This window comes from Lentzea albidocapillata, assembly GCF_000719115.1.
Taxonomy (GTDB): Bacteria; Actinomycetota; Actinomycetes; order Mycobacteriales; family Pseudonocardiaceae; genus Lentzea; species Lentzea albidocapillata.
This window is the reverse complement of sequence record NZ_JOEA01000003.1, coordinates 211,384-237,377: the sequence shown is the minus strand read 5'-3', so window position 1 is coordinate 237,377 and position 25,994 is coordinate 211,384. Positions and strand designations below refer to the sequence as shown.

General features: G+C 69.4%; 29 protein-coding genes. 17 read left to right on the top strand and 12 right to left on the bottom strand.

The genetic code is table 11. The features are described 5' to 3' along the window. The first annotated feature begins 1 nt into the window (after position 1). The 4 genes from IG04_RS0104765 to IG04_RS0104750 all read left to right on the top strand — a co-directional run bounded on the left by IG04_RS0104765 (position 2) and on the right by IG04_RS0104750 (position 4,280). Positions 2–1,210: an SPFH domain-containing protein gene (locus tag IG04_RS0104765; RefSeq protein WP_173849977.1), complete on the top strand. Its 1,209-nt coding sequence runs from the start codon at positions 2–4 to the stop codon at positions 1,208–1,210. A 181-nt stretch (positions 1,211–1,391) separates the two neighbouring features. Then, positions 1,392–1,814 (top strand): YciI family protein, encoded by a 423-nt coding sequence (locus IG04_RS0104760; protein WP_030475280.1) that lies wholly within the window; start codon positions 1,392–1,394, stop codon positions 1,812–1,814. Positions 1,815–1,844: 30 nt separating this feature from the next. Then, complete coding sequence (locus IG04_RS0104755) at positions 1,845–3,140, top strand: RNA polymerase sigma factor (RefSeq protein WP_030475279.1); 1,296 nt, start codon at positions 1,845–1,847, stop codon at positions 3,138–3,140. Between the two features lie 63 nt (positions 3,141–3,203). After that, positions 3,204–4,280, top strand: coding sequence for a hypothetical protein (locus IG04_RS0104750; RefSeq protein WP_051768895.1), 1,077 nt, complete (start codon positions 3,204–3,206; stop codon positions 4,278–4,280). Positions 4,281–4,316: 36 nt separating this feature from the next. Here the strand turns inward: IG04_RS0104750 and IG04_RS0104745 are convergent, their stop codons facing one another. Then, positions 4,317–5,741, bottom strand: a complete 1,425-nt coding sequence (locus tag IG04_RS0104745; protein ID WP_030475277.1) for an amidase — start codon at positions 5,739–5,741, stop codon at positions 4,317–4,319. Between the two features lie 77 nt (positions 5,742–5,818). After that, positions 5,819–6,322, bottom strand: a complete 504-nt coding sequence (locus IG04_RS0104740) for a CGNR zinc finger domain-containing protein (RefSeq protein WP_030475276.1) — start codon at positions 6,320–6,322, stop codon at positions 5,819–5,821. Between the two features lie 25 nt (positions 6,323–6,347). Here IG04_RS0104740 and IG04_RS42245 point away from each other — a divergent pair, with 25 nt between their 5' ends. Both IG04_RS42245 and IG04_RS0104730 read left to right on the top strand, forming a co-directional pair. Further along, entirely contained in the window at positions 6,348–6,554 is a 207-nt protein-coding gene (locus tag IG04_RS42245; protein WP_036013684.1) for a hypothetical protein, read from the top strand. After that, positions 6,541–7,155, top strand: coding sequence for a TetR/AcrR family transcriptional regulator (locus tag IG04_RS0104730; protein ID WP_245816003.1), 615 nt, complete (start codon positions 6,541–6,543; stop codon positions 7,153–7,155). Before IG04_RS42245 ends, IG04_RS0104730 begins: the two co-directional genes overlap by 14 nt. A gap of 163 nt (positions 7,156–7,318) precedes the next feature. On the opposite strand, the gene IG04_RS47980 is transcribed toward IG04_RS0104730, so the two are convergent. From IG04_RS47980 to IG04_RS0104695, 4 genes are all read right to left on the bottom strand, one after another. Further along, entirely contained in the window at positions 7,319–8,794 is a 1,476-nt protein-coding gene (locus IG04_RS47980) for an ASCH domain-containing protein (RefSeq protein WP_245816005.1), read from the bottom strand. Continuing rightward, the gene (locus IG04_RS0104710) at positions 8,791–9,396 is read right to left on the bottom strand and encodes an AAA family ATPase (protein WP_030475273.1); all 606 of its coding nucleotides are present in this window, start codon (positions 9,394–9,396) and stop codon (positions 8,791–8,793) included. Before IG04_RS0104710 ends, IG04_RS47980 begins: the two co-directional genes overlap by 4 nt. Next, on the bottom strand, positions 9,393–10,199 hold the full coding sequence (locus IG04_RS0104705) for a hypothetical protein (protein ID WP_144065255.1): 807 nt from the start codon (positions 10,197–10,199) through the stop codon (positions 9,393–9,395). Before IG04_RS0104705 ends, IG04_RS0104710 begins: the two co-directional genes overlap by 4 nt. A gap of 320 nt (positions 10,200–10,519) precedes the next feature. Further along, on the bottom strand, positions 10,520–11,383 hold the full coding sequence (locus IG04_RS0104695) for a sucrase ferredoxin (protein WP_030475271.1): 864 nt from the start codon (positions 11,381–11,383) through the stop codon (positions 10,520–10,522). Between the two features lie 108 nt (positions 11,384–11,491). Between IG04_RS0104695 and IG04_RS0104690 the strand changes: the two genes are divergently transcribed. Genes IG04_RS0104690 through IG04_RS0104680 form a run of 3 tightly spaced genes read left to right on the top strand, consistent with a single transcriptional unit; the run spans position 11,492 to position 13,275 of the window. After that, positions 11,492–11,863: a DoxX family protein gene (locus IG04_RS0104690; protein WP_030475270.1), complete on the top strand. Its 372-nt coding sequence runs from the start codon at positions 11,492–11,494 to the stop codon at positions 11,861–11,863. Between the two features lie 26 nt (positions 11,864–11,889). Then, entirely contained in the window at positions 11,890–12,588 is a 699-nt protein-coding gene (locus tag IG04_RS0104685) for an SDR family oxidoreductase (protein ID WP_030475269.1), read from the top strand. Positions 12,589–12,645: 57 nt separating this feature from the next. Then, a complete protein-coding gene (locus tag IG04_RS0104680; RefSeq protein WP_030475268.1) occupies positions 12,646–13,275 on the top strand; it encodes a class I SAM-dependent methyltransferase in 630 nt (209 codons plus the stop codon). On the opposite strand, the gene IG04_RS0104675 is transcribed toward IG04_RS0104680, so the two are convergent. The 3 genes from IG04_RS0104675 to IG04_RS0104665 are packed head-to-tail and all read right to left on the bottom strand — an operon-like array spanning position 13,272 to position 15,482. Next, the gene (locus IG04_RS0104675) at positions 13,272–13,634 is read right to left on the bottom strand and encodes a VOC family protein (protein ID WP_245816006.1); all 363 of its coding nucleotides are present in this window, start codon (positions 13,632–13,634) and stop codon (positions 13,272–13,274) included. The two genes, IG04_RS0104680 and IG04_RS0104675, sit on opposite strands and share 4 nt — an antisense overlap. A 10-nt stretch (positions 13,635–13,644) precedes the next feature. After that, positions 13,645–14,394, bottom strand: coding sequence for a ZIP family metal transporter (locus IG04_RS0104670; protein ID WP_030475266.1), 750 nt, complete (start codon positions 14,392–14,394; stop codon positions 13,645–13,647). Between the two features lie 2 nt (positions 14,395–14,396). Then, entirely contained in the window at positions 14,397–15,482 is a 1,086-nt protein-coding gene (locus tag IG04_RS0104665) for an epoxide hydrolase family protein (RefSeq protein ID WP_030475265.1), read from the bottom strand. A 52-nt stretch (positions 15,483–15,534) separates the two neighbouring features. Here IG04_RS0104665 and IG04_RS0104660 point away from each other — a divergent pair, with 52 nt between their 5' ends. The 3 genes from IG04_RS0104660 (at position 15,535) to IG04_RS0104650 (ending at position 17,775) form a co-directional block, all read left to right on the top strand. Then, the gene (locus IG04_RS0104660; RefSeq protein WP_030475264.1) at positions 15,535–16,479 is read left to right on the top strand and encodes a helix-turn-helix transcriptional regulator; all 945 of its coding nucleotides are present in this window, start codon (positions 15,535–15,537) and stop codon (positions 16,477–16,479) included. Positions 16,480–16,481: 2 nt separating this feature from the next. Next, a complete protein-coding gene (locus IG04_RS0104655) occupies positions 16,482–16,748 on the top strand; it encodes a hypothetical protein (RefSeq protein WP_030475263.1) in 267 nt (88 codons plus the stop codon). A 466-nt stretch (positions 16,749–17,214) separates the two neighbouring features. Continuing rightward, positions 17,215–17,775, top strand: coding sequence for a TetR/AcrR family transcriptional regulator (locus IG04_RS0104650; RefSeq protein ID WP_030475262.1), 561 nt, complete (start codon positions 17,215–17,217; stop codon positions 17,773–17,775). On the opposite strand, the gene IG04_RS42240 is transcribed toward IG04_RS0104650, so the two are convergent. Further along, the gene (locus IG04_RS42240) at positions 17,764–18,558 is read right to left on the bottom strand and encodes an LLM class flavin-dependent oxidoreductase (RefSeq protein WP_036013681.1); all 795 of its coding nucleotides are present in this window, start codon (positions 18,556–18,558) and stop codon (positions 17,764–17,766) included. The two genes, IG04_RS0104650 and IG04_RS42240, sit on opposite strands and share 12 nt — an antisense overlap. 66 nt (positions 18,559–18,624) lie before the next feature. Next, positions 18,625–19,119, bottom strand: a complete 495-nt coding sequence (locus tag IG04_RS0104640) for a DinB family protein (RefSeq protein ID WP_084401000.1) — start codon at positions 19,117–19,119, stop codon at positions 18,625–18,627. Positions 19,120–19,704: 585 nt separating this feature from the next. Here IG04_RS0104640 and IG04_RS0104635 point away from each other — a divergent pair. The 5 genes from IG04_RS0104635 (at position 19,705) to IG04_RS47975 (ending at position 25,021) form a co-directional block, all read left to right on the top strand. Further along, the gene (locus IG04_RS0104635; RefSeq protein ID WP_036013796.1) at positions 19,705–20,682 is read left to right on the top strand and encodes a tyrosine-type recombinase/integrase; all 978 of its coding nucleotides are present in this window, start codon (positions 19,705–19,707) and stop codon (positions 20,680–20,682) included. 141 nt (positions 20,683–20,823) lie between these two features. Further along, on the top strand, positions 20,824–21,645 hold the full coding sequence (gene ku, locus IG04_RS0104630) for a non-homologous end joining protein Ku (protein ID WP_030475258.1): 822 nt from the start codon (positions 20,824–20,826) through the stop codon (positions 21,643–21,645). Next, positions 21,646–23,088: a non-homologous end-joining DNA ligase gene (gene ligD, locus IG04_RS0104625; protein ID WP_030475257.1), complete on the top strand. Its 1,443-nt coding sequence runs from the start codon at positions 21,646–21,648 to the stop codon at positions 23,086–23,088. Further along, the gene (gene ligD / locus IG04_RS0104620; RefSeq protein WP_030475256.1) at positions 23,078–23,950 is read left to right on the top strand and encodes a non-homologous end-joining DNA ligase; all 873 of its coding nucleotides are present in this window, start codon (positions 23,078–23,080) and stop codon (positions 23,948–23,950) included. The genes ligD (IG04_RS0104625) and ligD (IG04_RS0104620) overlap by 11 nt, the downstream gene beginning before the upstream one ends. Positions 23,951–23,983: 33 nt before the next feature. Beyond that, positions 23,984–25,021 (top strand): GrpB family protein, encoded by a 1,038-nt coding sequence (locus tag IG04_RS47975; protein ID WP_245816008.1) that lies wholly within the window; start codon positions 23,984–23,986, stop codon positions 25,019–25,021. On the opposite strand, the gene IG04_RS0104605 is transcribed toward IG04_RS47975, so the two are convergent. Beyond that, positions 24,999–25,970: a GlxA family transcriptional regulator gene (locus tag IG04_RS0104605; protein ID WP_030475255.1), complete on the bottom strand. Its 972-nt coding sequence runs from the start codon at positions 25,968–25,970 to the stop codon at positions 24,999–25,001. The genes IG04_RS47975 and IG04_RS0104605 overlap by 23 nt on opposite strands. Between the last annotated feature and the right edge of the window lie 24 nt (positions 25,971–25,994).

Genomic DNA, 25,994 nt, shown 5'->3' with positions numbered 1-25,994 from the left:
GATCACCGCTGTGATCGCCGCCGTAATCGCGATCTTCGTGCTGACCATCGCCGTCAAATCCGTGCTGGTCATCCCGCAGGCGCAGGCCGCCGTCATCGAACGTCTCGGCCGCTACCGCAACACCGCGGCACCCGGCCTGAACATCATCGTCCCGTTCATCGACAAGGTGCGTGCCCGTATCGACCTGCGCGAGCAGGTCGTGTCGTTCCCGCCCCAGCCGGTGATCACGAAGGACAACCTGACGGTGTCCATCGACACCGTCGTGTACTTCCAGGTCACCGAGCCGCGTTCCGCGGTGTACGAGATCTCCAACTACATCGTCGGTGTCGAGCAGCTCACCATCACGACGCTGCGCAACCTCGTCGGTGGCATGAGCCTGGAAGAGACGCTGACCTCGCGTGACCACATCAACGGTCAGCTGCGCGGGGTGCTGGACGAGGCGACCGGCCGCTGGGGCCTGCGCGTCGCCCGCGTCGAGCTCAAGTCCATCGACCCGCCGCCCTCCATCCAGGACTCGATGGAGAAGCAGATGCGCGCCGACCGCGAGAAGCGGGCCATGATCCTCACCGCCGAGGGCCAGCGCGAGTCGTCGATCAAGACCGCCGAGGGCCAGAAGCAGTCGCAGATCCTCGCCGCCGAGGGTGGCAAGCAGGCCTCGATCCTGTCCGCGGAGGGTGAGCGGCAGTCGCAGATCCTGCGGGCGCAGGGTGAACGTGCCGCCCGCTACCTGCAGGCGCAGGGTCAGGCCAAGGCCATCGAGAAGGTGTTCGCCGCGATCAAGGCGGGCAAGCCGACGCCGGAGGTGCTGGCCTACCAGTACCTGCAGACGCTGCCGCAGATGGCCCAGGGCGACGCGAACAAGGTCTGGATGATCCCGTCCGACTACGGCAAGGCCCTCGAAGGGTTCGCCCGCATGCTCGGCGCGCCCGGTGAGGACGGGGTGTTCCGCTACGAGCCCCCGGCCGCCGACGAGGGTGCGACGTCACGTCCGGAGGACGAGGACGAGGCGGTCGCCGCCTGGTTCGACCTCAAGTCCGACCCGAAGGTCGCCGAGGCCGTCGCCGCCGCGGAGGCGGTCGCGCGCCAGGAGGTGCCCGGTCCGCTCAGCGCCATGCCGCGCCCGGTCGCCGGCACCACGCCGCGGCCGGAACTGGCCGGCTTCGAGGGCGAGCAGCCCCGGTCGCTGCACCAGCCGGGCGAGCAGGTCTGACCGGACGACACACCGAGCGGCCCATCCCGATCACCGGGGTGGGCCGCTCGGTCGTTTCACCAGCGCGAACAGAAATTTCCAAGAAATTCCGGGTCGTGTGTCGATCGAACGCCCCGCCCGTTCGACCTGGGCGTGAAAGGGTCCACAACGGACCCGCACGAACCTACCGGGAGACACCGAGATGAAGTTCATGCTGATCTGGCGCGCGACCTCCGACGAGGCCTGGGGCAACCTCGGTGAGATCGACTTCGACCAGATGCTCGAGACCGTCGGCAAGTTCAACGAGGAGATGATCGAGGCCGGGGTCCTGATCGCCGCCGAGGGGCTCGCTCCGGCCGAGGAGGGCGTGGTCGTCGACTTCTCCTCCGAGCCGCCCGTGGTCACCGACGGCCCGTACGGGGAGACCAAGGAGCTGTTCAACGGCTTCTACCTGATCAACGTCCCGACCATCCAGGACGCGGTCGAGTGGGCCAAGCGCACGCCGATGACCGCGGCCGGGTTCAAGACCGAGATCCGCCGCGTCCCCACGATCGACGAGTTCCCGCAGGACAACGAGTGGATCAAGAAGGAACGGGCCTGGCGTGAGTCCACCGGCCAGCTCTGATCCAGTGGCCACACCACTAGTTTGGGCATCATGAGCGACCCCACGGGACGCAAGGCCGTAGCGGCGGTGTGGCGCATCGACTCCGCGAGGATCATCGGTGCGCTCACCCGCTACACCGGCGACTTCGCGCTGGCCGAGGACCTGGCGCAGGAGGCGCTGGCCGAAGCGCTGGTGACATGGCCGCGTGAGGGCGTGCCGAACAACCCGGCGGGCTGGCTGCTCACCGTGGGCCGGCGCCGGGCGATCGACGCGTTCCGCCGCCGCAGCGCCCGCGACGAGAAGTACGCCGCGATGGCGCACCACCTGCCCGAGGGTGGCGCGCTGACCGGAGCCGATCCCGGTCCCGCGCCCGATGACGTGTTGTGGGACCCGGACCAGATCGACGACGACACCCTCGCGCTGATGTTCACCTCGTGTCACCCGGTGCTGTCGCGCGAGGCCGGGGTGGCGCTGACGTTGCGGGTGATCGGCGGTCTGACCAGCGACGAGATCGCCCGAGCGTTCCTGGTGCCCACGGCGACCGTGCAGGCCCGCATCACCCGCGCGAAGAAGACCCTGGGCGCGGCCGGTGTGCCGTTCGAGGTGCCGCCGGTGGCGCAACGGCCCGCGCGGCTGGCGCAGGTCCTCAGCGTCGTCTACCTGATCTTCACCGAGGGCTCGTCGGCCAGTTCCGGTGACGAGGTCATCCGCTTCGACCTGGCCGGGGAGGCGCAGCGGCTCACACGGATCCTGTCGCGGCTGATGCCGGAGGAACCCGAGGTCCACAGCCTGCTCGCCCTGCTCGAACTCACCGCCGCCCGCTTCCCGGCGCGCCGCGGCCCTGACGGCGAGATCGTGCTGCTGGAGGAGCAGGACCGGCGCCGCTGGGACCGCTCCGCGATCGCCCGCGGCCGTGCCGCGCTCGCGAAGGCCGCCGACGCCGGCCGCGGGTACGGCTACTACGGGCTGCAGGCCGCGATCGCCGAGTGCCACGCGCTGGCGTCGTCGGTCGAGGAGACGAACTGGGGCCGCATCGTCGCCCTCTACGACGGCCTGGGCCGCCTCGCCCCGTCCCCGGTCGTGGACCTCAACCGGGCCGTCGCCGTCTCGATGGCCCAGGGGCCCGCCGCCGCCCTGCCGATCGTCGACGCGCTGGCGTCTGCCGAGGCGTTCAAGGACTCGCACCAGCTACCGGGCGTGCGCGGAGAGTTGCTGCGCCGCCTCGGCCGTCTCGACGAGGCCCGCACCGAGCTTGAACAGGCGATTCGATTGTGCGGCAATGAACGCGAACGGGCCGTGCTCACGCGGAAGCTGGCGGAACTGTCCCCATCTGACAACCGAGGGTGAACCTTAAATCCGTTAGGGCGACATCGGTAGCACTCGACCGGGTGACGCGGGAATGATGTTGTGATGGACTCGCTGCCCGCCACCGTGGCCTCCGCGCTCGTGGAGTCCGACAGCGAGACCTCCGACTGGCCGGTCCGCTGGCAGGCGCTGACCGCCGTGTCGGTCGAGCTGCAGTCGCTGCTGGTCACCGATCCCGGGCCGCGGCTGGTCGCGTTGATCGAGGAGATCGTCACCCAGCTCGCCGACGGGGTCGCCACCAGCCGGCGCCATCGCGTCGAACTGGCCGAGCTGGCCCACCGCGTGCTGGGCATCCACTCCCGCGCGTGCGCCCAGACCGGTACCGACCCGCGGCGCCTGGCCGACTGGCTGCTCGACCTGCAGCTGCAGCACCCCGACGCGCCCGACGTCAGCCTCGCCGCCTACACCGGCGCCCTCGACGACGACGGTCTCGCCCGCTACCGGGAGCGGGCGGTGGCGTTGTTCGAGCCGCTGCCGGTGATCGGGTTCGGCGAGACCGGCCGCTACGACCGCGCCCGCTGGGCGTTGCTGCGCGTCATGGAGGAGCTCGCCGAGTACACCGAGGACGTCGACCTGCAGCTGCTCGTGCTGTCCAAGGACCTCTCCTCGGGCTGGCACTACCTGCAGGTCGCGACGGTGCTGCGGGACAACGGCCGCTCGGAGGAGGCCTTGGCATGGGTGGAACGCGGGCTGCGCGCCGTGGGCGGGCGGGGAGCGGCGTTGCGGTTGATCGACCTCGCGGTGGAGGAACACCTGCGCCGGGGCGCACCCCAGCGCGCGTTGCAGGTGTGCCGGGAGGCGTTCTTCGCGCGGCCCAACCTCGACGTGTACCTCAAGATCCGGGCGCTGGTCGTGCACACCGACGAGTGGCCGCCGTTGCGCGCGGAGCTGGTGAACCACCTCGTGCAGGACGGCAGCCGACTCGCCGTCGAGGTGTACCGGCGCATCGTGGAGGTCGAGCTCGCCCGGCGGGGCATCGAGGAGCAGGACCTGGTGATGGAACTGCTCGAACAACTACGCGGCCTGCAGCCCGACGCGTTCGCCGACTACCTGGACCACATCAGGTCGCGGCACGTGGCCGACCGGGAACTGCTCGACGAGTTGTCCAAGCGCGGATTCTGACCGTTCCCGATTCGGATAGTCCGTTCTCGTAATGTCCTAGTTCGCATGATCGAGGCCGGAGGGGATCCGGTCCGCCCACGGCCGGGCACGCTCCAGCTGGGCGGACACCGACAGCAGCGTGCACTCGTCGTGCTGGCGGCCCACGAGCTGCACCGCCAGGGGCAGGCCCGCCGACGTGCGGCCGGCCGGAACCGAGGCGGCGGGGTTGCCGACGATGTTCCACAGCGGCAGGAACGTCGTGTAGTGCGCGGCCGCGAGCAGCGCCGTGACGACGTTGCGGCCGTCCCACTCGCCCACGCGGATCGGCGGGCGGGTCAGCGCCGGGGTGAGCAGCACGTCGATCGAGGCGAACACCCGGTTCGCGTACGCGGTGAGCGCCGCGTCGTCCTTGACCGCCCAGCGCACGGCACCGCGCGGCAGGCGCCGGCCCAGTTCGGCGGCCGCTCGGGTGCGGGGCTCGACCAGGTCCGGGAACTCCATGCCCGTGCGCGCCAGGTAGGCGTTGTGCAGGTAGCGGACGGCGAACTGCGTGGAGGCGGTGACCTCGCGCATCGGCGGGTCGAGCCGCACGACGTCGTGGCCGAGGTCGGTGAGCAGCGCGGCGGTGTCCTGCACGGCGTCGCGGACCTCGTCGGCGATCGCGATGCCCGGACCCCACGGCCGCAGCGACACCCCGATCCGCAGCCGGCCCGGATCCGTGCGCGCCGCCTGCGTGAAGCTCGTGCGCGGCGGATGCGCGACGTGCGCGTCACCGGGGACGGCGCCGTGGATCTCATCGGCGACCAGCGCCCAGTCCAGCACCGTGCGGGTGATCGGTCCCGCCACGACGAGACCGCCCCACATCTGCGGCTCCGGCGACAGCGAGACGCGGCCGCGCTGGGGCTTGAGCCCGAACAGTCCGGTCACGGCGGAGGGGATGCGGATCGATCCGGCGCCGTCGGTGCCGATCGCGGCCGCGGCCAGTCCCGCCGCCACGGCCGCGGCCGAACCGCCGCTGGAGCCGCCGGGGGAGTGCGTGAGCGACCACGGGTTGCGCGTCGGGCCCGCCCAGGAGCTCTCGGTGTGGGGCCACAGGCCCAGTTCCGGCATGCGGGTGCGGCCGATGATCACCGCCCCGGCCGCGCGCAGCCGCGTGACGATCGCGGCGTCCGCCGGCTGCGGGGTGCGCGCGGCGTTGGTGCCCTTGGTGGTGGGCAGGCCTGCCAGCGCGATGTCCTCCTTGACCGCGATCGGCACGCCCAGCAGGGGCAGGTCCTCGCCCGCGGACCTGCGTTCGTCGGCCCGTTCGGCCTGCTCGAGGGCCTGCTCGGCGAAGACCAGCCGGAACGCGTTGAGCCGCGGATCGATGCGCTCGATGCGGCGCAGGTGCTCGGCGATCAGGTCGCGGGCGGTCACCTCGCCGGAGCGCACGGCGTGCGCCTGCCTGGCCACCCCGGCGAAACACAGCTCCGTCAGCTCCATGAACCGACCCTAAGCGCCCGCAGCTGATCTACGGAATGGGCACAGGAGAGTCCTGTCGGGTCCTCTTCTGATCGGGTTCACGCCGGCTGGGCCCGGCTGCGGTGGTTCGCGACGGCGACGCGGTTGGCGCACTTGGTCGAGCAGAACCGCCGCCTGCCGTTGCGGCTGGTGTCCACGAACACCGTCTCGCAGCCGTCGCGGCCGCACGAGCCGATACGCCCCGCGTCCTCGCAGAACAACGCCGCCATCCCCGCCGCCGTGTAGGCCTTGAGCCGCACGTCGGTCGGCGCGTCCTCGCGCGCGTAGTGCAGGTGCGGGGCGCGTCCGTCGTGCGTGGAGATGTAGTGCGTGGTCGAGGACTGGGCCAGCAGCTCGTTGAGCAGCTCCACCGTGGGCGCGCGGAACGCGTGGCGCAGCCGTTCGATCCAGTCTCGTACGTCACGTTCCTGCCGTGCGTCCAGCGAGCCCAGGGGCTTGTAGTCCGACGCTTTCAGCACGTCCAGCAGCCGCGCGGCCGGGTCGGCGTTGACCAGGACCGCGGCGAGTTCGGCGGCCGCCCCGCCGTAAGGGTTGAAATGCACTAGACCATGACATCAGGCTTTGCTCATGATCGCCACCTGCCCCGCCTGCCACTGGCCGTCCACCTCCGCGGTCTCCTCGCACGGCGCCGTCGCCTACGTCCGCTGCGTCTGCGGCCTGTTCCTCGTGCTCGAACGCGGCATCGTCACCGCGACCGCCGGGGCCAGCACGTTCGCCCCGATCCACCACACCCGTGGTGATCTTGCTAGTGTCCCGGACCGTGAGCCGTCGTGATCTCCTGTGCGACACCGCGATCCAGATCCTCGCGGTGGAAGGCGGCCGGGGCCTGACCCACCGCGCGATCGACCGCGAGGCCGGCGTCCCCATCGGCACCACCAAGAACTACTTCCCGACCCGTGAGGCCGTCCTCACCGCCTGCGCCGCCCGCATGACCTCGCTGCACCGCGCCGCCGTGCAACGCCTGCGCGACACGACCCCGGCAGGAATCAGCGCCACCGACGTCGCCGAGCTCTACCCGGCCCTGCTGCGCCGCGCGGTCGCCGACGACCCGACGCAGATGCTCGCGATGGTCGAGCTGTACCTGGAGGCCGTCCGCCGCCCCGGTGTACGCGAGGCTCTCTCCGGCATGGTGCTGGCGAACGCCGAAGCCGCCGCCGCGCTGCAGCAGGCGGCCGGGCTGCCCTCGACGGTGCGCGACACAGGCCTGCTCGACGCCTACTTCCTCGGGGTGGCGATCTCGCTGCTCGCGCTGCCGGCGGAGACGCTGCGGACCGTCGGCCTGGACGACCCGTACGCGCTGGGCATCGGCGTGTTCTCCGCGACCGCGCCTAGCGGCGGCCCGCCACCAGAACGGCGATCAGCAGGATCAAGCTGACCACGCGGGCTGTGCCGGTGGGGGGCGAGGGGGGTCACCGCTCATCCGCGCGACGATCAACCTAGCGCCAGCACCGTCCTGAGCGTGGCGTAGGTCTGTTCGACGTCACCGCCGGCCTCGATCACGGTGACGTGGCGGCGTTCGGTGGGACCGCAGTGTGGTGTCAAGCGGGCCGGGGCGGGTCGACGAGTTCGATGCCGATCGCGACGACGCCGAGGGCTTCGCGTTCGGGCGGGTAGATCTGTCGGATGTTGGCGAGCTGGTCGTCGCGGGTGGCGGTGGGGTTGACCGAGGCGACGGGTTCGTGGTCGAACATTTCCTCGAAGCTGGTGTAGCGGTTGACCTTGGTGACGCGGGTCAGGACGTTGTCGCCCTGGCAGTTGAAGCGGATCAGTGAGCCGGGCTTGATGTTGCGGCGGCTGGAGTCGTTGACACGGATCTCGGTGGTCTTGCGGCCGGTGGCGATGAGGTCGAAGTAGCGCTTGTAGATGCCCATCTCGTGGGCCCGGACGGCGGGTTCGGTGGGGCGCATGGTCATGAGTCTGCCGAGTTCCTTGACGGTGAAGGAGCGGAAGAAGTGCTTGGGGTCGGTGAGCAGCTCGCCGACCAGCCAGACCAGGGCGTCGACGTAGTCGTCGACGCTGCCGGGCCAGGCGGTGGTGTCGAGCATCCACGGTTCAACGTCGGGCGGCAGCGCCGCACGGCCCTGTTCGCGCAGCAGCGATTTCGACAGCTTCGCACCGGTCGGGGCGAGTACCTGCGGGGTGAACACGCGGATCGGCATCTGGGCGGCCGGTGTGCCCAGAGCGCCGAGGGCGCCGTCGACGAGCTGGCAGCCGAAGGCCCAGTCGCCGCCCTTGAGCATCACGTGCAGCACGTCGGTGTCACGGCCGAACGCGCGTTCCTTGACCAGGTTCCGGTACAGCGTCGCAAGGTCCAGGTACGGGGCGTCGTCCTCAGGGTCGATGTGCACCTCGTAGGCACCGTGATCGAGGCAAACGGCGGTGAAGGTGGCACCGTCCTCGTCGAGGTGGGCGAGTTTGGTGCGGTCGGCGCGTTTCTCGGCCCATCCGCAGTCCGGGCAGGGCACCCGGATGTGCACCACCCCGTGGCTGGGTGCCATCCACCAGCGGATGTCCTCCAAGCGCTCCAGCGTGCGCAGAAACTCCGCCCGGAAGCCCGGCGTGGCCTGCTGGTCGGTGTAGGTCTCCACCGCGTACTCGGTGTCCGTGGCTTCGGACAGCGACCGGAAGAACGCCTGGTAATAGCCCTCGATCAGCTCACTGATCCGGTCCTTGCCCAGGGCGTGGAAGTAGGTCTGCTGGTAAGCGTGGTGTGTCTCGGGATCCAGTTCCACGGTGTAGGGGGCGTTGTCCAGCGCGCCGAACCGCACGACCGTGTCGATCGAGAACTCCCGGCGGGCGATCTTCGCGAGCAGGAACGCTGCGGTCTGCACCAGGTTCGTCCCGAGGTGAGGGGCGCCGTTGATCTGCGTGCCGACCACGAATTCGATCCGCTTCGGGCGCGCGGCGTGCACACGCGGGCGGAGCAGGTCGATCGAGCGCAGCAGCGCGTTGGCCAAGATGCTGTTCGGCGAGACCAGAGGCGCGGGTTTTCCGTTGCGCGACAAGGGGTTCACGCTCCTCGGCCGGGTTTGGGCAGGCGCAGGTTGGCGCAGATGAAGTCCAGCCGTGCGGACGCGGACTCGGCGGCGACGAACACCGGCTCGTAGCCTGCGTCGTAGTAGCCCTGCACGATCAGCTCGTGCACCCGGCGGATCTCGCGGTCCTTGGCCCACACGATGTCGTCGGGGTCCTCGAAGGTGTCGAGCGGATCCAGCACGAAGATCGCGTCGTAGCGATAGCGCTTCGTGGCCGACTCGAGTTCCGGGGCTGGCTTGAGGCCGAAGAACCCCTCCCAGCCATAGCCGTCCGGGATACCGCGGTTGTAGAACCGCACGCCGTGGACGTGCGCGGTGTACTCGGCGACGAACGCCTCCAGAACCTCCAGCGAGTACTCGCGCCGATCTTCCTTCTGCAGGTGCCGGCCGAGACGTTCGCGATGCTTGCGGTAGATCTCGCGGCCCGGCTCGTCGACCATGCACGGAATCCCGGCGGCGTGCACCGCGGTGATCAGGTCGTCCTTGCCCGAAGACGGGCCGCCGGTGATGACGTAGCGGCGCGGGGGTCCGGCCGCCGCTACGGCGAGCGCGGTGGACAGGTCGCGATTGATGCTGGTCACGGTCGTCCGTTCTCGTTGTCGTGTCGGGATTCGCGGGAGGCGGAGAGGAAGCCTTCGGTCCAGGTGTTGCCCAGGCCGGTCTCGCCGTGCAGATGCGCGACAAACTGCTCACGGGTCGCACCGCCGGTGGCGGCCTCGGTCAGCCGCGAGGACTGTGCCTCGGTCAGTGACGGAGTCCAGCCCGCCAGCGCGACCAGTTCGCCGACGTGAAGTTCCGGTGCGAACGCAGTGGTGTAGCTGATCGCCTCGGCACGGGCGACGGCCCAGCGCCAGGCGGCCGTCACCGCAGCGCGGATGATGTCGGTCCGGTCAGCCCGCAGGCTGATCAGCCGTTCCACGGTCAGCAGCTCGGCGCGCGCAGCGTAGATTGCCGACCACAACAAGGAGAGCTGCACTTCCTGCTCGGCGACCTCCCACGCGAACGGGTCGGCCACCACCGGTTGCCGCGCGGTCACCGGTGCGAGTCGGGGCGCGATCAGCGGCGAGCGGGTGAACCGGTCCGAGTCGGCCAGCAGCTCACCGGCCAGCGTCTCGATCAGCTTGGGCTCGATCCGCTTGCGGAAGTGGTGCACCTCGTGCCCGGCCTGCTCGGCGGCGAGCTCTCGCCGCGCGGTCAGGTTCTGGCCCGGCGCGGCAGGTGGCAGTCCGAACAGCGCACGCGCCGCCGCTGCGTACCGGGCATCGGGAAATCGAGCGAGCAGCCCGCGCAGTGTCCCGTCCAGCGCGGCGGTGCGGCTCACCTCGTCGGTGGGATCCACCGCCCGAGCGACCACGCCGCGCAGATCCAGCAGCACCGGATCCACCGCCGCAAGGGTGGCTGGCAGCCCGCGCCGCAGCAGCTGCTCGACCCCAGCGACTACCTCATCCTCTACTGGGCTTTTTCTGGGCATGGGCCAAGTGAAGCACGATGCCCAGAAAAAGCCCAGTGACCGGCTCGGTCTGCGTCGTTCCGAGGTATGACTCGGCCCCGCTGGGGCACCTGACCAGCGGGGCCTGGCAGCAGTTGTGGCGCGTCAGATGGCCGGGCTGCACGGCTCAGAACATCGAGGTGAGGATCTAGGTCAACGAACTCGTCGCGGCGTTGGAGCCGTTGAGGTGGATCAGCCGAGACACTCGATCGAGGTCAGCGGCAGACCTTCACCAGCTCGTCGATCGCCGTCGCCACCAGCGCGATCGCGATGTCCGGCGACTTCCCGCAGCTCGCGGGCCGCGGCGGTACCGGCTGCTCGGTCAGCGCCACCCGCCACTCCCGTCCGTCGGCGTGCCGCACGGTCGCGGAGTCCGGGGTCTCGGCCACGACGGTGAGCACGTCGCGGGTCTCGCTGATCTTCTCGCGCACGGCGACCTCGGCGACCTGCCCCCTCGGGGTGAAGCAGGAGCGGCCCCGGCAGCGGTCGGCGACGATGCCCTCGGTGACGACGCGCTGGGCCAACTGGTGGTCGAGTCGCCCGTACAGGTGACCGGTGGGCAGCAGCACGCCGGTGGGTGCGAAGCGGTGGCCGCCGGTGTGGGTGCACTCCCACAGGTTCAGCGCGGTGGCGATCGGGCGGCCGTACAGGGCGCAGCACACGTCGCGTTTGCTGTTCGTGCAGACCAGCAGCAACGGGTCGCGGACCGGGGTGCCGAACGCGGTGGAGCGGCCCGCGCCCAAGGCCTCGAAGTCGAGTTCGAGGGCTTCCTCCGGCGCGGCCAGGTCGGCCTGTTCCAGCCACGAGGCGCCCGGCTTCGCCGAGGCCAGGTACAGGCGGCGGGTCGCGGGGACGTGGTTGTCGGCGTGTCTGCCGGGGCGGCGGATCAGCAGGATGCGCACGCCGGTGCCGGCGGCGCGGCGTTGCAATTCGGCGCCCAGTTCGGGGTCGAGGTGGCTCTCGGTGAGGGCGTCGCGGCCCCACGGGCCCGGCTGTTCCAGGCACAGCCACGCCGTCGCGGTCGCGGCCGTGCCGGCCAGCGGTTCGCCCGCGAAGTCGGAGAGTATCGAGCACCTCATCTACACACTCTATACGGCCGTTCGGGTGATGACTAAGGCGACCCTTAGTTGATCTGCGGCCTCGGCATCGGTGGTTGTGCCACCGGAGGCAGGGCTAGGTTCTCGTTCATGAACGTCGCCGTGTGGATCGTGTCGGGTGTACTGGCTGCCCTGTACCTGATGGCGGGCTTCACCAAGCTGGCCAAGACCAAACAGGCCCTGCTGGCCGAGCCGAAGATGGCCTGGGCGGGGGACTTCACGTCCGGGCAGGTCAAGGGCATCGGCGCGGTCGAGGTCGCGGGCGCGATCGGGCTGGTGCTGCCGTGGCTGACCGGCGTCGCGCCGATCCTCACCCCGATCGCGGCGCTCGGCCTGGCGCTGGTGCAGGTGGGTGCCGCGATCACGCACATCCGGCGCGGTGAGGGCGCCACGGTGCCGATCAACCTCGTGCTGTGCGCGCTGGCCGTGTTCGTGGCGGTCGTGCGCTTCGGTCAGCTCTGAGCAGCCGCACCCCGTCAGGTAGAGCTATGACTACGGTGATCACCGGCGGAAGCCGGGGTATCGGCGCCGCGACCGCGCGCAGGCTCGTGCGGGACGGGCACAAGGTCGTGATCAGCTACCGCCAGGCCGAGGACGAGGCACGTGCGCTGGAGGAAGAGCTCGGTGTGCTCGCCGTCCGGGCCGACACGGCGGACGAGACCGATGTGGCGCGCCTGTTCGACGCCGCGGGCGACGACATCACCGGCGTGGTCAGCAACGCCGGCATCACCTCCCCGTCCGGGCCGCTCGCGGACCTGCGCACCGAGGACCTGCGCCGCGTCGTGGACGTCAACCTCGTCGGCGCGATCTTCGTGGCCCGCGAGGCGGCCCGGCGGATGAGCCGGGGCTCGATCGTGAACGTCTCGTCCGGCGCGGCGACGCTGGGCAGCCCGGGGGAGTACGTGCACTACGCCGCCACCAAGGCCGCCGTGGACGCGCTGACGATCGGCCTGGCCAAGGAGCTCGCGCCGCGCGGGATCCGGGTCAACTGCGTGCAGCCCGGCACGATCCGCACCGACATCCACCGCCTGTCCGGCGAACCCGGCCGCCCCGACCGCGTGGCCGCCCGCATCCCGCTGGGCCGCCCCGGTGAGGCCGGCGAGATCGCGAACGCCATCGCGTGGCTGCTGTCGGACGAGGCCTCGTACACCACAGGCGCGATCCTGCGGGTCACCGGCGGCATGTGAACCTATGGCCTTTCGCCTCTGCGGGCGGTGTTCGCGCTGCCCCTAAGCTTCTCCGTCATGTCCGCGCCCACGCTCACCGACTTCGTGCTCGCCAACACGACGCTGGCCCCCGTGCCACTGGTGCCCGAGGTGCTGCTGCACAGCGCGGCCGAGGCGATGGACCTGTGGGAACTCACCCACCACGACCAGCCGCCGTTCTGGGCGTTCCCATGGGCGGGCGGGCAGGCCCTGGCACGGCACCTGCTCGACAACGCCGGGCTGGTGCGCGACAAGAAGGTCTTCGACCTCGCCTCGGGTTCCGGGCTGGTCGCGATCGCCGCGGCACTGGCCGGAGCGGACGTGGTGACCGCCAACGACATCGACCCGCTGGCACTCGCCGCGGTACAGCTCAACGCCGCCGCCAACGGCGTCACGGTCAGCACCCTGGGCGGCGACCAGCTCGACAGCGACGCGCACGGCGCCGACATCGTGCTCGCCGGGGACGTGTTCTACGACGCCGAGATCACCGCGCTGGTGCTGCCGTTCCTGAGCAGGGCCGCGGCACGAGGCGCGGTCGTGCTGCTCGGCGACCCGGACCGCGCCCACCTGCCCCGCGACCGGTTCACCGCACGCGCCCGCTACGAGGTACCGGTGCCACTGACGCTGGAGAGCACCGAGACCCGCGCGGCCACCGTCTGGCGCGCCTAGCTGGTGAGCAGGCAGAACGGATGCCCGGCCGGATCGGCGTAGACGCGGAACCCGACGTTCTTGGGCGAACCCTTGAGCAACGTCGCACCCAATGCCAGCACGAGCGGCTCGGCGACGTCGAGATCGGCGACCATGACGTCGAGGTGGATCTGCTGGGGGTGATCCTGGCCGGGCCAGCGCGGCGGCGAGTAGTCCTCGACGCGCTGAAACGACAGCCGCCGGCCGTTCGCCGTGACGAGAGTGGACCAGTCGCCGTCGGAGTCGGCTATCCGGCCGCCGACGACCTCCCGGTAGAACTCGGCGAGCGCGCCGGGGTCCGGACAGTCGATCACCACGTCGTAGAACTCACCGATCACCACACCCGGAAATCTAACCCAGCCGCTCCACCACGAACGCCGTGAGGAACCCCGCGGTGGTGCACAGCCCGGTGTAGAGGCGGGCACGTTCGAAGGCCTCGGGAATCATGGTGTCCGCGATCATCGCCAGGATCGCCCCCGCCGCCACCGCGGTGATCACGGCGACGAGCCGCGGTGACGCGCCGTCGAGCAGCAGGTTCCCCAGGGCCGCGGACAGCCCGCTCGCCACGGCGATCGCACCCCACACCCCGAACACGTAACCGGGCCCGCGCCCGGCCCGTTTCATACCGGCGACGCTGGAAAGCCCCTCCGGCACGTTCGAGATGACCACCGCCGCCAGCATCGCCACCCCGACTCCGCCGCCGCTGAGCAGGGACACACCCAGCACGACCGACTCGGGCACACCGTCGAGCAGCGCTCCCACGGCGATCGCCGTGCCGCTGCCCGCCTGGTCGGCCTCGGCCGGCTGGTTGCTGCTGCGCTTGCGATGCCGCGCCCCACGCCGCGCGAGCACCAGGTTCGCCAGCACGTAGCCGACCGCGCCACCGAGGAACCCCGCGGAGGTGGCGAGCAGACCGCCGGTCTTCTCCGCCTCGTCCATCAACTCGAACGCCGCCGCCGCGGTCAGCACCCCGGCGCCGAACGCCATCACGACGGCCACGACGTCACGGGACACGCGCAGGAACCAGGCGACGAGCGCGCCCGCCACGAGCGCGCCGCCACCGGCCAGCCCCCAGATCCCCGCCTCGATCCACTGCGGCATGGCTACATCTTGGCGAAGAACACCTTCAGGTCGCCCGCCAGCAGTCCGGGCGAGTCGTGCCCGGAGTAGTGACCGCCGGTCTCGAACTCCGACCAGTGCACGAGGTTGTGGTGGTCGCGTTCGGCGAAGCGCCGGATGGTCTGGAAGTCGTCGGGGAAGACCGCGACGCCCATCGGCACCGTCGTCGGCTGCGCGGGCTGGTCCTCGCGGTGCGCGTCCTCGTAGTACAGCCGCGCGCTGGACCCCGCGGTGCCGGTGAACCAGTAGATCGCCACGTTCGCGAGCAGGAAGTCCTTCGTCACGGCCGGTTCGCCCATCAGCTGCATCGTCCAGGCCAGCTGGCCGACGGGGGAGTCCGCGAGCGCGAACGCCACGTTCTGCGGCCGCGACTGCTGCAGCTTCGCGTAGCCGGACATGCTCTCCCAGAAGTTCTGCAGCACCCCCAGACGCCGGTAGTCCTCCTCGGTCAGGCCCTCCATCTCGGCCGGCTCACCCGAGGGGAACGAGAAGATCTGCGTGACGTGCACACCCGCGACGTGCTCCGGATCGGCCTGCCCGACCTGCGGCGCGATGATCGCCCCCGCGTCGTTGCCGTGCACCCCGTAACGCCGGTAGCCCAGCCGCGCCATGAGCTCCGCGAACGCCCCGGCGACGCGCCCGGAGTGCCAGCCCGTCTGCGTCGTCGGCCCGGAGAACCCGAAACCGGGGATCGACGGGATCACCAGGTGGTGATCGTCGCGCAGATGCTCCACGACGTCGACGAACTCCATCACCGAGCCCGGCCAGCCGTGGATCAGCAGCAGCGGCAGCGCGTCCGGCTTCGGGCTGGTCACGTGCAGGAAGTGAACGTTCGTGCCGTCGACCTCGGTGACGAACTGCGGGAACGCGTTGAGCCTCGCCTCCACCGCCCGCCAGTCGAACTCCTCGGCCCAGTACCGGGCCAGCTCCTGGACCTCCGCGACGTCGTCGCCGTAGCGCGCACCGGCCCCCACGACCTGGTCGGTCCACCGCGTCCGCGCCAGACGAGCCCGCAACTCGTCGATATCGGCGTCGTCGACCGCGATGTGGAATTCCCTGATCTCCGTCATAACCCGAGGCTAACGACACTTGCGGCCACCCCCTGTCCTAAAGTGTCCGTCCATGCTGGAAACCTCGGCCCGCCTGCTGCGCCTGCTCGCCCTGCTGCAGTCACGCCGCGACTGGCAGGGCAGCGAACTGGCCGACGAACTGCGGATCAGCCCCCGCACCGTCCGCCGCGACGTCGACCGCCTGCGCGAACTCGGCTACCCGGTCAACGCCACCACCGGCTCGTTCGGCGGCTACCGCCTCGGCGCCGGCGCCGAACTCCCACCCCTGCTGCTCGACGACAACGAGGCCGTCGCCGTCGCCGCGGCCCTGCGCACCAACGCCGTCACCGGCCTGGAAGAAGTCTCCCTGCGCGCCCTGCTGAAACTCGAACAGGTCCTCCCATCCCGCCTGCGCCACCGCGTCTCCGCCCTCGAACAGATCGAATCCGTCCCACGCGACTCCCCGGCACCCGCACTGGACCCCGAACTGCTCTCGACCCTGGCCGCCGCCTGCCGCGACAGCGACACCCTGCGCTTCGACTACCAGGCCCACGACGGCACCGCGACCCGCCGCCGCGCCGAACCCCACCGCCTCGTCAACTGGGGCCGCCGCTGGTACCTCGTCGCCTGGGACGCCGACAAACAGGACTGGCGCAGCTTCCGCGTCGACCGCATCACCCCACCCCAGCCCCCGCACGGCCCCCGCTTCACCCCACGCGACCTCGACGCCACCACCTACGTCGCCTCCCGCGTCACCCAAGCCGCCTGGCGCTTCCAGGCCCGAGTCCTCGTCCACGCCCCGGCCGACGCCGTCGCCGCCCGCATCCACGCCGCCATCGGCACCGTCGAAGCCGTCGACGACACCACCTGCGAACTGGTGACCGGCTCCGACTCCGTCGAAACACTCGCCGTGTGGATCGGCATGCTCGGCTACGACTTCGAGGTCACCTCACCACCCGACCTCGTGGCACACGTTCGCACTCTTGCGGCCCGCTACGCCCGCGCCGTACAAGACTGAGCATGGCCATCACCGGACGTGACATCGAGCGCCTGCTCTACACCGACACGCCCGACCCGATCCTGGTCGTGCACAACGGGAACACGGAGATCGTGGCCGCCGCCGAACTCGGCGGGCACACCGGCGCCGTCGTCGTGTGCTCGCGCAGCGAGATCCAGCGCCACGTGGGGGAGCGCGACCTCGGCGAGGAAGAACTGGCGGGAATGGCTGCAGTGCTGACGGCGGCCATCCAGGACCCAGGTCAGCGGCCGCCGCTCTGGCCCGCCTGACCAGCCCGAGCAGTGGTCACCGCGGGAACCGGAGACATCGGACTGGAAACCGCCCTCGGACTGGCCCAAGCCGGTACGCCGTCACCATCGTCGGCCGCAAACCCGAACGAGGCGCCCGAGCCGTCGAGAGGATCAACGCAGGGGGAGGGGAGCCGGCACGCTACCTGCAGGCGGACCTCGCCTCGCTGGACGAGGTACGCACCCTCGCCGCCCGGATCACGGCCGAAAGGGGAACTGGCGGTACATCCGGCTCCGTCACCCGCCTCCGCCGCAGCCAGGCCCTCGATCCTCGCCGTCACCGACGAGACCCTCGCCACCGGCACCGTCATCGGCCGACGCGTCACCCCGGTGACACCGAACCGCACCGCGGCCGACCCACGCGTCCAGCACGCCGTGCGCACACTCAGCGAGAGGCACGCGCCACTCGTCCCCGGTCCGGATGGCGTATCCAATTAGTCTGGAAGACATGACGCCGCAGCGAAAGGACGCCGCCCGCAACTGGGAGCACATCCTCACCGTCGCCCGAGAACTCGTCGACGAAGGCACCCCGCTGCAACTCAACGACGTCGCCCGCCGCGCAGGACTCGGCGTCGGCACGGTCTACCGGCACTTCCCGACCACCGAAGCACTCCTCGAAACCGTCGCCACCCCCTGCCTCGAAGCACTCGCCGGCTGCGGCGAACAAGGCCTCACCCACCACGACCCCTGGACCGCGTTCGCCGACTTCCTCACCAAAGTCGTCGAAAGCCAAGTCACCGACCCCGCACTCGTCAAAGTCGCCGCCAGCGCCCAAGACGTGCTCCCACGCACCACCGAACTCAAAGCACAGATCCTCGACACCGGCGCCAAACTGCTCGCCCGCGCACGCGACACCGGAGCCGTCCGCCCCGACGTCGACGACGCAGACCTCGTCCCACTCATGTGCGGCATCGCCTACGCCACCTACGTCCACAGCGCCAGCCCCGCCGACCGGCTCCCCACCGCACGCCGCTACCTCGACACACTGCTCCGAGGCCTACACGCCTGAACGCGGGGGACCGGCCGCCACGAACGCCCGCAACTCATCAAGCCCCCGAGCGCCACCATCGCTCAGCATCCACGTCACGCCCGCGGCTTCGTACGCGCCCGCCTCGGGTAACGCACTGCCACCCCACAACACGACATCACCGTCAGCCGGACCACCCGACGCCACGAAATCCGCCTTCAGGCGAGCGGCATCCGCAGGGGAGAGCACCACCAGACCCTCGGGACCGAACGTCGCCGGCACCACACCCGCCGCATGCTCCGCCGCACGAAAAGGCGTCGACCGAGGCCAGATCCCACCCACCCAGATCGGCACCTCCACCGGCGCGAACCGCACACCCGACACGTCGAACAGCGCACCGTGATGCTCCACCTCGGCACCCGACAACAACGCCCGCAACAGCTCCACGCCTTCCGACATCGCCTCCGCACGCGACCCGCGCTCGCCGAAGGGGGAGTAGTCCTGCGGCACACCCGCACCCACCCCCAGCACCAGCCGCCCACCAGACAGCCGCTGCAACGTCGACGCCTCCAACGCCACCTTCCACGGACGCCGACGCCCCAGCGACGTCACCAACGGGCCCAGCGAGATCCTCGACGTCCGCGCCGCCACCGCACCTAACGTCACCCAGACGTCAGAGACAACGGACTCACCCGGCACCACCACGTGATCCCACAGGAAGAACCCGTCCCACCCCGACGCCTCGGCCTCGACAGCGAGCGACACCAGCACGGACGGATCACCGAGCTCCGAACCGAACGACGGCACATAGATCGCAAATCGCATGACCCGAGTGTGGCAAGCACCCCCGACAAGATCATCTAGACGCGGGGGAGCAGCGGAAACAGACTCTCAGCGCCCCTCGCCGGTCGCACCGTCGAGCTGCTCCCGCAAGATGTCGGCGTGTCCCGCGTGCCGCGCAGTCTCGGTCACCAGGTGCACCAACACGTTGAACAGCATCACGTTCGGACGCGGCCACCACGGCACATGACCAGGAGCATCCACCGCGAGCGCAGAGATCGTCGCATCCGAATGCGCCCACACGCGCCGATAGCGACCCACGATCTCCTCACGCGACTCCGACTCGTCCGCCCGCATGTCCAGCCCACGCGCCGCCAAGTCGTCCCACCGAGGCAACGGCTCAGGAAACGGCCGCCCGAACACCTCGCCGAAGTACCGCGACTCCGACAACGCCAGATGCTTCATCAGGCCCAGCAGATTCGTCCCCGAAGCCGTCAGCGGACGCCGCACGTCCATATCGGACAGGCCCTCCAGCTTCCACACCATCACCTCGCGCAACTCACGCAGATCCGAGTGCAGGTACTCCTTGGCGAACTCATCGATCATGAGCGCGAACCATGCCAGAGGCAGCGATGGCGGGAGAGTGCCTCCAGACAGCCCAGATCCACGTTACTTGACATAATGTAGATTATCGGCGAAACGGCGACCTGCGAAGATCGCTTCAGAAGGGGCCGAAACGCCCGTGTTGGCGCGTCTGCAAGTCACAGCCAACGGGCAGGCCGGCTGCGCTTGCAGACGCCACAACATCAGATCCACGGCGATGCCGGAGCGCGGTCGACACCGACGTGTCGTCAGAGAGACGTACGTAGCGAGGCGTCATTACGCTCACGATCCCCGACAAGTGACGCCACCTGGTCCAGCGCCGTCCCGAGCCGAATCAGAACCCGGCAAAACGGACATTTCATGCATAATCGCCATTATCCAGCACAGAACAGGTTTTCGAACCCACGCATTCGCGCCGCCCTGCACCAACCTCGACCCGACACGTTCGAGCGCCGCCCCGCCGTCGGATCGACGGCCCACGCCACACGCTGACCTGCGGCTCCGCACTCGTCCAACAACCGCTCGCACGTGAGGCCGAGGAGCGCTCCCCTCCCCTGTGCCGCCGCCGTGTCCGGGATTGTCGGTGGTGTGCGGTACAAGATCCATATGCACGTGCTCGGCGCCCAGGACGCCTTCTTCCTCGCCCGCCGGACTCGCAAGGACTCGCCGCACACAACGGCCGCCTACCAGCGGGATCTCGCCGGTGTGAACACGCTGCTGGCCGAGACCCTCTCCTGCCCCGTCGAGGACCTGGTCATCGCTCAGCTCACCGGTGCGAACCTCCGTGAGGCTTTCGGGGTGTTCGCGGACTCCCATGCCAAGAGCTCGGTGCTGCGGGCGTGGTCGACGTGGAACCAGTTCCTGACGTTCTGCGTGGCCGAGGACCTGATCGCCGGTAATCCGATGGGTGCCGTCGCTCGTCCCAGGACACCTCCGCTGGTCCCGAAGCCGCTGCGGGGTGAGGACACCCCTGAGCAGTTGCTGACGGCCGCGGCGGAGGGGGCGCGCAAGGGGCGTGATCCGTGGCCGGAGCGGGATGTACTGGTGATCGCGTTGGGGCTGGTAGCGGGGTTGCGCAGTGCGGAGATGCGGACGCTCACGCTGGCGAGTGTCGTGGGGCGGGAGGGTGATCAGCGGTTGCATGTGAAGGGCAAGGGGAACCGGGATCGGAGTGTTCCGATCGAGCCGCCGATGGAGCGGATCGTGGAGGCGTATCTGAAGAGTTGCCGGCAGCGGTTTCCTCAGGGGCGGTTTGACCGGGAGTCGGCGTTGCTGAGGGATCGGCATGGTGAGCCGATCGGGCGGGGTGGGCTGGAGTACCTGGTGAAGTCGTGTTTTCGGTGGGCGGGGTTGAACGACAGGGTGCCGACGGGGGCGAATCTGCACGCGTTGCGGCATACGTTCGCGACGCGCCTGGCTGAGGATGGGGCGTCGGCGAGCGAGATCATGGCGTTGCTGGGGCATGCGAGTTTGGCGACGAGTCAGAACTACATCGAGGCGACGGCGCGGGAGCGGCGGGCGGCGGTGGCGAGTAACAGGACGTATCGGGCGCTGAGGGACATCTAGCGGGACATCTAGCGGTGTTCCACTGTTGTGCGGCACTCTCGGTCAGGACGCGTGGGCCGGGGGTTGCTCAGTTGCCGGATCGTTAGGCCGAGTGGGTGATCTGGTGGTGCGAAAACCGCATTTCAGGGGTACCCAATGAGAATGAGATCCGTGTGGCGTGGGGCCATCTCCTTCGGGTTGGTGACGATCGCCGTGCGCCTTTACACGGCTGTCGAGGAGCACGACTTCCGTTTCAACCAGGTGCACCGGGGGGACGGCGGGCGCATCAAGTACAAGCGTGTCTGTTCGGTGTGCGGTGAAGAGGTGGAGTACTCGGAGATCACCAAGGGCTATGAGTTGGACGATGGCCGGATGGTGATCATGGAGAACGAGGACTTCGAGAAGTTGCCGGTGAAGACGGACAAGTCGATCGACGTGCTGGAGTTCGTGCCGGCGGAGGAGATCGATCCGATCTACTTCCAGAAGACGTATTACCTGGAGCCGGACAAGGCGGCGGCTCGGCCGTACGTGTTGTTGCGGGATGCGCTGGTGAAGACGGGTCAGCTGGCGGTTGTGAAGATCACGATCCGGCAGAAGGAGACGCTGGCGACGATCCGGGCGCGGGATGACGTGCTGGTGATGCACACGATGTTGTGGCCGGATGAGATCCGCAAGGCGGAGTTCGACTTCCTGGATCAGGACGTGGAGGTGCGGCCGCAGGAGTTGAAGATGGCGACGTCGCTGGTGGAGTCGATGGCGGGTGACTTCGATCCGGACACGTTCACCGACGACTACCGGGACGCGCTGGAGAAGGTGATCGCGGCGAAGGCGGAGGGTGCGGAGTTGCCCGAGCAGCCGGAGGCCGAGGAGAAGGGCGATGTCATCGATCTGATGACGGCGCTGGAGCGCAGTGTGGAGAAGGCGAAGGCCGGGCGGAAGAGCGAGAAGAAGGCGCCGCCGAAGAAGAAGGCTTCGTCGGCGTAGATGGCCGGGCTCGATGAGTACCGGCGTAAGAGGGATCCGGCCAGGACGCCGGAGCCCGTTCCGAGCGCGGATGTGCTGCCGAGGGGCAACGACGACACGTTCGTGATCCAGGAGCATCACGCGAGCAGCCTGCATTGGGATGTGCGGTTGGAGCGTGGTGGGGTTCTGGTGTCGTGGGCGGTGCCGAAGGGTTTGCCGCCGACGACGGATGTGGTGCGGCTGGCTGTGCACACCGAGGATCATCCGCTGGAGTACGCGGAGTTCTCCGGGGAGATCCCGAAGGGTGAGTACGGCGGCGGTGAGATGTTCCTGTGGGATCGCGGCCGCTATGAGACGGTGAAGTGGTCGGATCGCGAGGTCGATGTGATCTTGCATGGTGGCCGGGTGCAGGGGCAGTTCGTGTTCTTCCGTTCGGGGAAGGACGAGAAGAACTGGATGATGAAGCGCCGGCATGCTCCGGCGCGGCCGGACTGGCAGGTGTTGCCGGATCAGCTGAAGCCGATGCTCGCTGTTCCGGGTCCTCTCCCCCACGATGATGATGATCATTGGGCTTATGAGTTCAAGTGGGATGGTGTCCGGGCGGTTCTGAGGGTCGAGGGCGGGCGTGTTCAGGCGTGGTCGCGGGTGGGCAACGACATCACGGTCGCTTATCCGGAGTTGCAGGGTGTGGGTGAGCAGCTGGGGTCGACGGAGGCTCTGCTGGACGGTGAGATCGTCGCGTTGCAGGATGGCCGGCCGAGTTTCAGCGCGTTGCAGAACCGGATGCATGTGACGAAGTCGGAGGCGGCTCGTCGGGCGGCGCGGCAGTTTCCGGTGACGTTGTTGTTGTTCGATCTGCTGCACCTGGATGGCAGTTCTACTGTGCAGCTTCCTTTCCGGCAGCGTCGTGAGTTGCTGAGGGGTCTTGAGTTGCGGGGTCCGCACTGGCTGACTCCCCCGTCTTATGACGAGGACGGGGCGTCGGTGCTGGCGGCGAGTCGTGAGCAGGGTTTGGAGGGTGTGGTCGCGAAGCGGCTGGATTCGCCTTATCAGCCGGGGTTGCGGTCGCCGGTGTGGCGCAAGATCACGGACCTGCTGGCGCAGGAGGTGGTGATCGGTGGCTGGCGGATGGGTGAAGGCAAGCGGGCCGGGGTGATCGGCGCGTTGTTGCTGGGTATTCCGCAGGATGGCGGGCTGGCGTTCGCGGGGTCGGTGGGCACGGGGTTCAACGACGCGGAGCTGGCGGTGCTGACGCCGCGGTTGAAGGCGTTGGCGCGTAAGGGTTCGCCGTTCGTGACGGAGATGCCGCGGGAGCGGTCGAAGGGCGCGAGGTGGGTGGAGCCGGAACTGGTGGCGGAGGTGGTGTTCCGGCAGTGGACGCCGGACGGGCGGATGCGGTTTCCGGCGTGGCGTGGGTTGCGGCCGGACAAGACGCCGGAGGAGGTGCGTCGGGTTGTCGAGTGACGCGACTGTGCGTGTCGAGGACCGGGTGTTGAAGCTGACGAACCTGGAGAAGGTGTTGTATCCGGGGTTCGGGTTCACCAAGGGTGAGGTGATCGATTACTACACCCGGATCGCGCCGGTGTTGCTGCCGCATCTGAAGGACCGTCCGGTGACGTTGAAGCGCTTTCCGAACGGGGTGGACGGGAAGTGGTTCTTCGAGAAGAACGCGCCGGAGCACCGTCCGGAGTGGGTGCGGACGATGCGGCTGGAGTCGCCGGGGAGCTCGAAGGGCAACGAGACCGTCAACTACGTGATGGTGGACGAGCTGGCGACGTTGGTGTGGCTGGCGAATCTGGCGGCGCTGGAGTTGCATGTGCCGCAGTGGACGGTGGGGCCGCGGGGTGGGAAGCGGGATCCTGATCTGCTGGTGTTCGATCTGGATCCGGGTGTGCCGGCGACGGTGGTGGAGTGTTGCCGGGTGGCGGAGCGGGTGCGGATGGTGCTGGACGACGACGGTGTGGACTCGTGGGCGAAGACGTCGGGCAACAAGGGCATGCAGGTGTATGCGTATGCGCCGGCGAAGGACACCTCGGAGTACGCGAAGGCGGTGGCGCAGCGGTTGGCGCAGGAGCATCCGGCGTTGATCGTGTCGACGATGGCGAAGGCGCAGCGCACGGGGAAGGTGTTCATCGACTGGTCGCAGAACAATCCGGCGAAGACGACGGTGGCGCCGTATTCGTTGCGGGCTCGGGAGCGGCCGGCGGTGTCGGCGCCGGTGACGTGGGACGAGGTCGAGGACTGCGAGGTCGTGGAGGATCTGGTGTTCACGGCGGACGAGGTGCTGGAGCGGGTCGGGAGCGCGGGTGACCTGTTCGGGAGTTGATATTCTGGCCGACTGCCTATGAGGGGGTTTGCCGTGAACATCGAGCTCGCCGAGTACGACGCCGGCTGGCCTGGTCTGTACGAGCGGGAACGGGCGCGGGTGCTGGGCGCGTTGCCGGGTGCGGTGCTGGAGCACGTGGGGTCGACGTCGGTGCCGGGGTTGTGTGCGAAGCCGTTGGTCGACCTGATGCTGGTGGTGGACGCTCCGCTGCGGGAGGCGTCGTACGTGCCCGCGCTGGAGGCGGCCGGGTATCGGGTGGTGGTGCGGGAGGACGACTGGCACGAGCACCGGATCCTCAAGGGCCCGGACACGGACATCAACCTGCACGTGTTCCCGCGCGGGTGTGCTCAGGTGCGGCGGCATCTGTTGTTTCGCGACTGGCTGCGTGACAACGCCTGGGATCGTGAGTTGTATGCGGCGGCCAAGCGGGAGCTGGCGGCGCGGGTGTGGGATCGGGTGCAGGACTACACGGATGCGAAGAACGCCGTGGTGCTGGACATCCTCGAGCGCGCCTATGTGGCGCGGCCCGTCGAGCCGGGTGAGGTGGAGTTCGTGACGGAGGCGCCGCCGCACAACGCCCCGGTGGTGCTGCAGGAGCACGATCCGGTGTGGGCGCGGTGGTATGCCGTTGAGGAGGCGAAGATCCGGGCGGCGCTGGGTGAGCGGGTCGTCCGGTTGGAGCATGTGGGGTCGACGTCGGTGCCGGGGCTGGCGGCGAAGCCGTTGATCGACATTCTGCTGGTCGTGCCGGACTCGGCCGACGAGGGCGCCTATGTGCCGGCGTTGGTGGCGGCGGGTTACTACCTGCTGCTGCGGGAGCGCGCCTGGCACGAGCACCGGGTGCTCAAGGGCGTGGCGCCGAACGTGAACCTGCACGTCTTCTCCCCTGGGTGTGAGGAGCTGGATCGGATGCTGGCCTTCCGTGACCGGCTGCGCGCCTTCCCGCAGGACCGGGAGGAGTACGAACGCACGAAGCGTGAGCTGGCGGGGCGGACGTGGGAGCGGGTGCAGGACTACGCGGATGCGAAGACGCGGGTGGTGGAGCGGATCATTCTGCGGGCGCTGGGCTGAAGCGGCGCCGGTAGTCCGACGGGGTGAGGCCGGTGTCGCGGCGCATCAGGGCGCGGAGGTTGGCGGCGGTGCCCAGGCCGGTGCGGCGGGCGACGACGTCGAAGCGCCGCTCCCCCAGTTCGATGAGCCGGCAGGCGAGGGTGATGCGTTCGCCGGTGAGCCATGCGAGGGGTGTGGTGCCGAGTTGTGCCTGGAAGCGGCGGTGCAGGGTGGCGGGGCTGACGGCGCTGCGTTTGGCCAGGTCGGCGATGGTGAGTGGGGTGTCGAGGTGCTGCTGGGCCCAGGCGAGGACGGGGGCGAGTGACTCGTCGGGCAGGTCGGGTACGGGGCGTTGCACGAACTGGCGCTGGCCGCCGTCGCGGTGGGCGGCGAAGACGAGGCGGCGGCTGACGGAGCTGGCGATCTCGGCGCCGTGGTCGCGGCGGACGAGGTGCAGGCCGAGGTCGAGGGCGGCGGCGCTGCCGGCGGAGGTGAGGATGTCGCCGTCGTCGACGAACAGGACGTCGGGTTCGAGGTGTACGGCGGGGAAGCGGGTGCGGAAGTCGTCGGCCCACTGCCAGTGGGCGGTGGCGCGGCGGCCGTCGAGGACGCCGGCTTCGGCGAGGGTGAAGGCGCCGCTGCAGAATCCGACGAGGCGTGTGCCGCGGGTGTGGGCGCGGCGGATGGCGTCGAGGACGTCGGGTCGGCGGGGTGCGTCGATGTTGGGCCGGTTGGGGACGATGAGGGTGTCGGCGTGCTCGGTGGCGTGCAGGTCGGTGACGCCGGTGAGGGTGAAGAAGCCGTCGCGCATCGCCGTGTGCGGTTCGGGTGAGCAGAGGCGGAAGTCGTAGAGGTGGCCGCCGATCTCGGGGCGGTGCAGGCCGAAGATCTCGGTGGCGCAGCCGAGTTCGAACGGGTTGGAGTTCTCGTCGACGATGACCACGACGCGATGCGAGGATTCTTGCGGCATGTGCGATTCCTAGCACTCACGCCC